5 protein-coding genes are annotated in these 8,501 nt (G+C 73.1%); 4 read left to right on the top strand and 1 reads right to left on the bottom strand.

The window, feature by feature from the left end; translation table 11 throughout:
* Positions 1-85: 85 nt before the first annotated feature.
* Complete coding sequence (locus tag MXD95_RS16510) at positions 86-2,023, top strand: ABC transporter ATP-binding protein (RefSeq protein ID WP_250641531.1); 1,938 nt, start codon at positions 86-88, stop codon at positions 2,021-2,023.
* 260 nt (positions 2,024-2,283) lie between these two features.
* Here MXD95_RS16510 and MXD95_RS16505 read toward each other — a convergent pair whose 3' ends face one another.
* Positions 2,284-2,505 (bottom strand): hypothetical protein, encoded by a 222-nt coding sequence (locus tag MXD95_RS16505; protein ID WP_250641527.1) that lies wholly within the window; start codon positions 2,503-2,505, stop codon positions 2,284-2,286.
* 218 nt (positions 2,506-2,723) lie between these two features.
* Here MXD95_RS16505 and pyk point away from each other — a divergent pair, with 218 nt between their 5' ends.
* From pyk to MXD95_RS16490, 3 genes are all read left to right on the top strand, one after another.
* Positions 2,724-4,139, top strand: coding sequence for a pyruvate kinase (gene pyk / locus MXD95_RS16500; protein ID WP_250641526.1), 1,416 nt, complete (start codon positions 2,724-2,726; stop codon positions 4,137-4,139).
* 2,109 nt (positions 4,140-6,248) lie between these two features.
* Entirely contained in the window at positions 6,249-7,451 is a 1,203-nt protein-coding gene (locus tag MXD95_RS16495) for a hypothetical protein (RefSeq protein WP_250641525.1), read from the top strand.
* Positions 7,452-7,486: 35 nt separating this feature from the next.
* Positions 7,487-8,341: a hypothetical protein gene (locus MXD95_RS16490; protein WP_250641524.1), complete on the top strand. Its 855-nt coding sequence runs from the start codon at positions 7,487-7,489 to the stop codon at positions 8,339-8,341.
* Positions 8,342-8,501 lie beyond the last annotated feature (160 nt).

Here is an 8,501-nt window from a genome sequence, read left to right as displayed (position 1 = left end):
TGGCAGTTCACCACCGACGACGCCCGCACCAAACTCCGCCACCTATACCCCACACATTAGCAGCGACAGTCTACTAGGAGGGGCGATGCGGCCGGGAGCGGACAGCTGGGCGTTGATGCGCGGTGCCACCCGAGACCGATCGGTGTCCCGGGCCACGCTGCGGCCCGGGACGGTGCGCCGGATCGCTGCCTTCGCTCGGCCGTGGCGCCGGCAGCTCGCGTGCTTCCTCGTCCTCATCGCGGCCAGTGCGGGGCTTGGTGCCGTGGTTCCGCTGCTGCTCCGAGAGATCATCGACGGTGGGATCATGCGGCACCGGACCGGCTATGTCGAGGTGCTCGCGGGGGTCGCGGTCGCCCTGGCGTTCGTGGACGCGGGGCTGGCCCTGGGGCAGCGCTGGTACTCGTCCCGCATCGGCGAGGGCCTGATCTACGAGCTGCGCAGCCAGATCTTCCGCCACGTCCAGCGCCAGCCGCTGGCGTTCTTCACCCGCACCCAGACCGGCGCGCTGACCAGCCGGCTCAACAATGACGTTCTGGGCGCCCAGTCGGCGTTCACCAACACGCTGTCCTCCGTTACGTCAAATGTGCTTTCCGCGGCGTTCACCCTGACCGCGATGGCCGCGCTCTCGTGGCAGATCACGCTGGTTTCGCTGGTGTTGCTGCCGGTTCTGCTCGTGCCGGCACGCGCACTCGGCCCGCGCCTCGCCGAGCTCACCCGGGAACGCTATGAGGTGAACGCCGAGATGCACAGCACAATGGCCGAGCGCTTCAACGTCTCCGGCGCGATGTTGACCCAGCTGTACGGGGCGCCGGACCTCGAGGAGGCCAACTTTCGCGGCCGCGCGGCACGGGTACGTGACATCGGTGTTTCCCAGGCCATGTACGGCCGCATATTCTTCATCTCGCTGAGCCTTGTCGGTGCCCTCGCCGCCGCCGTGGTCTACGGCGTCGGCGGCCGGATGGCCATCGAGGGTGATCTCCAGGTCGGCACCCTGGTCGCGCTCACCGCGTACCTTGCCCGGCTTTACGGGCCGCTCAGCCAGCTCTCCAGCGTGCACGTCGACATCATGACGGCGCTGGTGTCCTTCGAACGCGTCCTGGAGGTGCTCGATCTCGAGCCCGCGATCGTCGACCGGCCCGCGGCCGGCTCGCTGCCGGCGGGGGCGCTCGCCGTCGAGTTCGACCAGGTCGGCTTTCGCTATCCCGCCGCGGACGAGGTGTCGCTGGCCTCGCTGGAGTCGGTGGCCGTGCTCGACACCCGGATTCCCCGGCCGGTGCTGCACGACGTCACCTTCCGCGCCGCACCCGGCGAGATGGTCGCGATCGTCGGGCCGTCCGGCGCCGGCAAGACCACGATCGGTCAGCTCGTCCCGCGGCTGTACGACGTCAGCTCCGGCGCGGTGCGTGTCGGCGGGCACGACGTACGGGACCTCACCCTCGCCTCGCTGCGGTCCGGGGTCGGCGTCGTCACGCAGGATGCACACCTGTTCCACGACACCGTCCGGGCGAACCTGCGCTTTGCCCGGACGCAGGCCACGGACGACGAGATGTGGGCGGCGCTGGCCTGCGCGCAGGTCGACGCCCTGATCCGTGCGCTGCCCGACGGGCTCGACACCGTCGTCGGCGACCGGGGCCACCGGCTGTCCGGCGGGGAGAAACAGCGCCTCGCGATCGCCCGCCTGCTGCTGCGCGCTCCCGGGGCGGTCATCCTCGACGAGGCGACCGCGCATCTGGACAGTGAGTCGGAGGCCGCCGTCCAGCGGGCCCTGGACGCGGCCCTGGCCGGGCGTACCTCCCTGGTGATCGCCCACCGGCTGTCGACCGTGCGCGACGCCGACCTGATCCTTGTCGTCGACGGCGGTCGGATCACCGAGCGCGGCACCCACGCCGAGCTGCTCGCCGCCGGCGGGTTGTACGCCGAGCTGTACCGCACACAGTTCCTGCCCGCGGCCGACCAGCCGGCGGCTGACGCATCAGCGGCCGAGGCGGCAACGGCCGACGCGCCGCGGGAGGTTCCGGCCTGAGGGTTGCCCACGGCACGGCGGTGCTGCTTGCTCGAACGGGGTGAGGAGGATCTCCACCGCCCCCTCCGCCCGGATTGACCGGCGCGGATGCTGGCCGGGAGGGTGACCGGCGTCTCGATCTGGTGGACGGTGAGCGCCAGCCCGGGCAGTGGTGTGGCACCGACCGCCGCGTCGCGCTCGGTGACCCTGCTGGATCTGTCGTTCTGCTCGCGGCTCGATGGTGACGACCCGCGGTACACAGCGTTCGCCGGGTGGCGGGCCTACCCGCCGCCGGTGCTGTCGGCCGTGCCGTGGCGCGCCGCATCGCCGTCCACGGCCGTGGCGCCGACGGGGCTCGCGCCGGACCGTCCCGGGTCGGACGGGCGACCGGGGCCGGAGGTGTCATCAACGCCGGAACCCGGGTTCGCGTCGGGCCCGGGATCGGCCAGGGCGATGTCGATGTCGCCGGAGGGGCGGTGGTGAATTGCGGGATTTCGATTCATGCTCGTCTCCCGGTACTCGGCGGCGACTCGATGGAGCGTGCCGTATGGTGCGTCACCGGACACGCGTCGCGCGGGCGACGATACGGACGGTACGCCACCCACCGGGCACGCGCAGCATGTACCTGATTGCCCTGATGTGACTACTGCTTGGTGCGCCACATGCCGCGTCAGGTGGCCCCCGTGCGCAATGACCGACGATCATTACTTAGGCTTTGTCTGTGCCACGTAGAGCCAAGATTGTCTGTACCCTCGGCCCGGCCACCAGCTCTCCGGAGAACGTCCGGGCCCTCGTCGACGCGGGAATGGATATTGCCCGCCTTAACTTCTCCCATGGAACACACGAACAGCACGCCGCCGCCTACGCCCGGGTGCGTGAGGCGGCGGAGGCTGCCGGGCGTAACGTCGGTATCCTCGCCGACCTGCAGGGCCCGAAGATCCGGTTGGGCACCTTCGCCGACGGCAAGGTCACGCTCACCCCTGGCCAGCGGTTCACCATCACCGTCCGGGACGTGCCGGGCGATGCGCAGCAGGTCGGTACCACCTACACCGACCTGCCCGCGGACGTCTCCGCAGGTGACCGCATCCTGATCGACGACGGCCGGCTCGCCCTGCAGATCGAGGGTGTCACCGAGACCGACGTCCACACCACCGTGATCATCGGTGGGCCGGTGAGCGACCACAAGGGCATGAACATCCCGGGTGCCGCCCTGACGGTGCCGGCGCTCAGCGACAAGGACGGCGAGGACCTGCGCTTCGCCCTGCAGCTCGGCGTTGACATGATCGCGCTGTCGTTCGTCCGCAGTGCCGCCGACGCCAAGTCGGTGCACGCGATCATGGACGAGGTCGGAATCCGGATCCCGGTCCATGCCAAGATCGAGAAACCGCAGGCCGTCGAAGCCTTGGACGGCATCATCGAGGCCTTCGACGGTCTGATGATCGCCCGTGGCGACCTCGGCGTGGAACTGCCGCTCGAGGACGTCCCACTGGTGCAGAAGCGGGCGGTCAGTCAGGCGCGGGAACGGGCGAAGCCGGTCATCGTCGCCACCCAGGTGCTCGAGTCCATGGTCAGCGCGCCCCGCCCGACCCGGGCCGAGGCCAGCGACTGCGCCAACGCGGTCCTCGACGGAGCCGATGCGATCATGCTGTCGGCCGAGACGAGCGTCGGGGCCTACCCGATCGAGTCCGTCGCCACGATGGCGCGGATCATCGAGACGGCCGAGGCCGATCTGGCAAGGATCCCACCGCTGCGGACCGAACCGCGCACCCTCGGCGGGGCGCTCGCCCAGGCCGCGGCGTCCGTCGGCCAGGCCGTCGGCGCGCGCTACCTGGTCGCGCACACCCTGTCCGGCGACACGGCCCGCCGGCTCGCCCGCTACCGCAGCGAGGTGCCAGTCCTTGCCTTCACCCCCATCCCCGCCGTCCGTAACCAGATGGCGCTGTTCTGGGGGGTGGAGACCTTCCTCGTGCCGTTCGCGGAGAACACCGACGAGATGGTCCGCCAGGTCGACACCGCCCTGCTGCGGATCGAACGGTGCCGCCCGGGTGAGCTCGTGGTGGTCGTCGCCGGCACCCCGCCGGGCGTCGCCGGGATGACCAACACGATGCGTGTCCACCGGATCGGCGAGGTGATCTGATCGGCACGGTGATCTGACCACGATCGCGCCGCGCCGGTCCGGCGGCCCTCCGATGGCCGTCCAGTGACGTTGCACCGCCATGCTCACCCGATACACCCGTCCCGTCCCCGAACACCTGGCTGTCATGATGTGGCCCGTCGCGTCCGCCCATGGTCGGTCTTCCGCCCATGGCGGAGCGCGCTCCGGCGGGGAGCGGTGGCGTCCTTCGCCGGGAGTCGGAGGGTGACGCCATACGCCAGGCGGACGTCAGGGAGTGGTCGGATGGTGGAGCAGGAGTCGACTCCGGACGATCAGCAGTCCGCGGACCGGTCGGCGCGGGACGCGGGCGCCGCTGGCCCGCGCTCCCCCCGCCCGAGCCAGGGCGCCCCGTCGGCCGAGTCGCGGGCCGTGCGGGCACGGGGCGTCGAGTCGCGGGGAATCGAGTCGCGGGTCTCCGAACGACGGGCGACTGATCCACGTCCCGCCGAGTCGCGGCCGGCGCAGGTCCCGTCGGCGCAGGTCCCGTCAGCGGACGGCCGGGCGGCTGAGGCTCGAGTGGCTGAGGCTCGAGTGGCGCAGGCCCGCGCGGCGCAGGCCCGAGCGGCGCAGGCACGGTCGGCTCAGGCCCGAGCTGCCCAGGCTCGATCGGCTGCGTCCCCGCAGTCATCCACCCCGGCCGGCTCCGGGCAGGTCCGTTCCGCACCGCCTCGGGCCGGCGGAGCGCATTCCGTCCCACCCGCCGCACCGCGTTCGCCCTCGGTACCCGCACCCGGGTCGGTACCAGCACCCGGATCAACGCCTGCGGCGGCATCGAACTCGGCGGCATCGAACTCGGCGGCGGAGTCTCCCCGGCCGGAACAGCCGGCGCGGCGGCGGCCGGAGCCGGCTGGCTCAGCCCGCCCGGAGGGGCGACGAGTGAACCCGGGCGCCTCCGGCGCGCCGGGCGGCTCGGGCGGCTCGGGCGGTGGACGTCCCGGTGACGCGGTGTCCAGCTCGCAGACCGCACAGGCGGCGTCGCCCGCTCCGGGCCAATCCAGTTCCGGTGCGGCGCGCCCGGCCGCTCCCGGGCAGGCAGGATCAATCGCGGGCCCGGCCCGGCGGGGTGGTCCGGGCACTGACCGCTTCGCGCCCGCAGTTCCGTCAGCCGCCGCCGGTTCATTCGCCCCTGACTCGCCCGCGGGCGGCGCGTCCGCTGCCGGTTCGGCGTCGGCCGGTTCCGCGTCGGCCGGTTCCGCTGGTGCGGCTTCGCCTTCGACTCCTGCGCCTTCGACTCCTGCGGGTTCGGCGGCGGTCGGTGCGGCATCGACGGCGGTTCGGGGGCCAGCGGGCATATCACAGCCGTCCGGGGAACAGTCGGACGGAGCCGGCCAGCCCGCCAGGGCCGGTGCATCGTCGACGCTTCGGTCGGGCGGGAGCGACTCCACGTCCGCCCGATTGCGCAGCGTGCCCATTCGCTCCCAGCCTGCCGGAGCCCCGGCTTCGACGGATGAGGGAGCCCCGTCCCTGCGCACGCGTCCGGCCGCGGCCCCGCCGTCGCCGGTAAAGTCGGCCGCTCCCGCGGCCTCAGCATCTCCCGCGGCCTCAGCATCTCCCGCGGCCTCAGCATCTCCCGCGGCCTCAGCATCTCCCGCGGCCTCAGGATCTCCCGCGGCCTCAGCATCTCCCGCGGCCTCAGGATCTCCCGCGGCCTCAGGATCTCCCGGAGTCCCAGCTCCGCCCGTCGCTCGGGCGGATCCGCCCAGTCCCGTAACCCCGGCCGCTGCCGCGAGCCCGGCTCCCGCCGTGGCCCCGATACTCCCTGCGGGTTCGGCCCCACCGGCGGGCGAGGCCGCAGGTTCGCCCGTCTCGGGCTCGGCCCTGGCGGGGAAGTCGGGCCGAAATCCTGTGTCGCCGCCGTCCTCGCGGGCGCCGAACGGCGCGCCACCGCGTCCCGGCACCGCCCGTGAGTCCGCGGCGGCGCAGGGCTCGGCCGCCCACGCATCGTCCGTGCGCCAGACGGCCACTCCAGGGGACCGGCCTGCCGGTCATGGTTCCGCGGAACCGGGCGCCCCCCGTTCGCCGCAGGCGAGGGCGATTCCCGAGGCCGCGCCGCTGCCTGTTCGGGCCCGGCCCGTCTGGTTCGATCACGATGTGCCGCTGCCCGCCAGCCCGGCGGCTGACGCCTCCCTCGGCTCCTGGTTCGACCCCGACCGCGGCGAACAGGTCGAACGACCGCAGGCATCCGGCAGCGAGACGATCAGCCCCGCACGGTCGGACAGCCCCGCACGGTCGGACAGCCCCGCACGGTCGGACAGCCCCGCACGGTCGGACGTGTCGACGATCGACCCGCCGACGCTGCGCGTCGGTCTACGCCGGGAGCCGAGCAGGGAGGCCCGAGCCACGGTCGCGTCTCGTCCTACCCCCGCCGACCTTTCCCCCTCCGCCGCTTCCCGGCGGGACACCCTCCGAGAGGTGGACCGGGAGCGGTCCCGCGCGGCCGATCGGGAGAGCAGGCGGGAGTCCGCTCGGGACATCATCCGGGAGGTCCGTTCGGAGGGCGTCGAGCCGAACGCCGGGGCTCGGCATGTCGTCGATGACCGGACCGCTCCGGTGGCCTCGCGCGACCGGGGCTTGGCCGAGCGCCACCCGCCGCAGGCCGCGACCACCGCGCCGCTGCGGGAGGTCGAACCGGGTGCCGAGACCAGCCCAGCCGCGGGTACCGGGTCGGCTGTCGCTACCCGGCCAGCCCCGCAGACCCGTCCGTCGGCCGACGCGGGGGCCGTGGAGCCAGCCTCGGATGCCGTCCCGACCGGACGGGCGGGGCGGGCGGGGCACTCCACCAGGACCGTGCGGGCGGCCGCGGCCGCGGCCGGGCCTGGCATGTCCGAGCGGCTCGAGCCGGTACCGGTTCGGCCGGCGGCTGCCTGGGCCATGCTGATCGGCGCGGTCGGTGTTGCCGCCGGCAGTGTGATGCCGTGGAGCACGATGTCCGACGGCGAGGAGTCCCGGCGCTTCAGCGGCATCGTGGTCGGTGACGGTCGTGTCGTCCTGGTGCTGGCCCTGGTGCTTGCGGGGGTCGCACTGACCCACCTGGCGCGTCGCCCGCTTGGTTCGGGTGGGGCCGATCTTCTGCTCGCCCGGCTGACCGCCGCCGCGATCATCATCCTGACCGGCCTGGACCGGATGTACGGTCCGCCGACCCTGTCCTCCTTCCGGGCGGTCTCGGCCGATGCGATCATCATCCATCCGGAGCACGGCCTGACCCTCGCTCTGGGATCGGGAGTGCTGGCGCTGCTGGGGGCAGCCACGCTGCGCGTGCGGCGTTCGGGAGGAGATCGCACCGACGCTGGGTGACTGAGTGACGGACCGGCCCAAGGGGGTGGGCGGTCGTGCGGTTGTCGGCTCGGCGTGGTACGACCCTCAGGGGTGGCCGCGAGGCCCGCTCGGCGTCGGACGGGTGGTGGGTGGTGGGTGGCCAGCAGGACAGCCCGTGGGCTCGGCCCGCGCGGGCTGGCCAGCCCGGCCAGCCCGAGCAGGCGCGGCCGGGCGCCGTTACCCCTGACACCGCTGCGGACGAGCGGTCGGCCCGGGTGGCGGACGAGGTACGACGATGGCGGGCCCGGGCCGTCGCGACCGCCGATCCGAGCTGGTCGCGTGAGGGGTCCGGGGATGTGACCGGGCCGGGGCCGGGCAGTGCCTGGTGGGGGCCGGTCATCGCCGCCCCCTGGGACCTGCCGTCCGTGCCTGGGCAGGCTGCTGGACCCGCCGGCCGCGAGGACGTCCAGGCCGCGGGTGCGGGCCGCCGTCGTGGGTTCCTTGCCGGGCCGCTGGCGATGGCCGGCGGGCTTGGCGTGATCGTCGCCTCGGGCATGCGCTGGGCGACAGTGCGGGCCTACGGTTTCATCGAATTCTCTCTGCGGGGCACCGATCCGGGGCAGTACGGACGACTGACCGTCGTACTCGGCGTTCTGGCCGTGCTCGCCGGATTGCTGCTCACTGGCCGCCGCTGGGTGTGGGGACGGACGCTGGCGGTCGCCGCCGGGATCCTGACCGCGGCGGCTGCGACCACGGACCTGGTGCACCTGCATCGGTCCGGCCCGTTTCAGGACACCGGCCTGGATGCGGACGTCACCGTCGGACCGGGGGTGTGGCTGGTGCTGGTGTGCGGGCTGGTCGTGCTCGGCGCCGGTCTGGTGCAGCCTCGTGCGCGGAGGGTGACCCCCATCGGGGGGACACCTGGTTAAGTGGATTCGGGGTCATGACGACAAGGCCGACAAGAGGCACGATGAACGAGGTCAAGGGCGCACGGGGGGAACGGTGCGGCGCGGTCGGGGGACACGCCAAGCTGTTCGGCCCTTGACCCCAACACGCGCCCTCACGCCACGCGGGGGGTGGCGTGAGGGC

It is taken from the genome of Frankia sp. AiPa1, assembly GCF_023243075.1.
Taxonomy (GTDB): domain Bacteria; phylum Actinomycetota; class Actinomycetes; order Frankiales; family Frankiaceae; genus Frankia.
The sequence above is the reverse complement of the archived record's forward strand: the minus strand, read 5'-3'. Positions and strand labels throughout refer to the sequence as shown.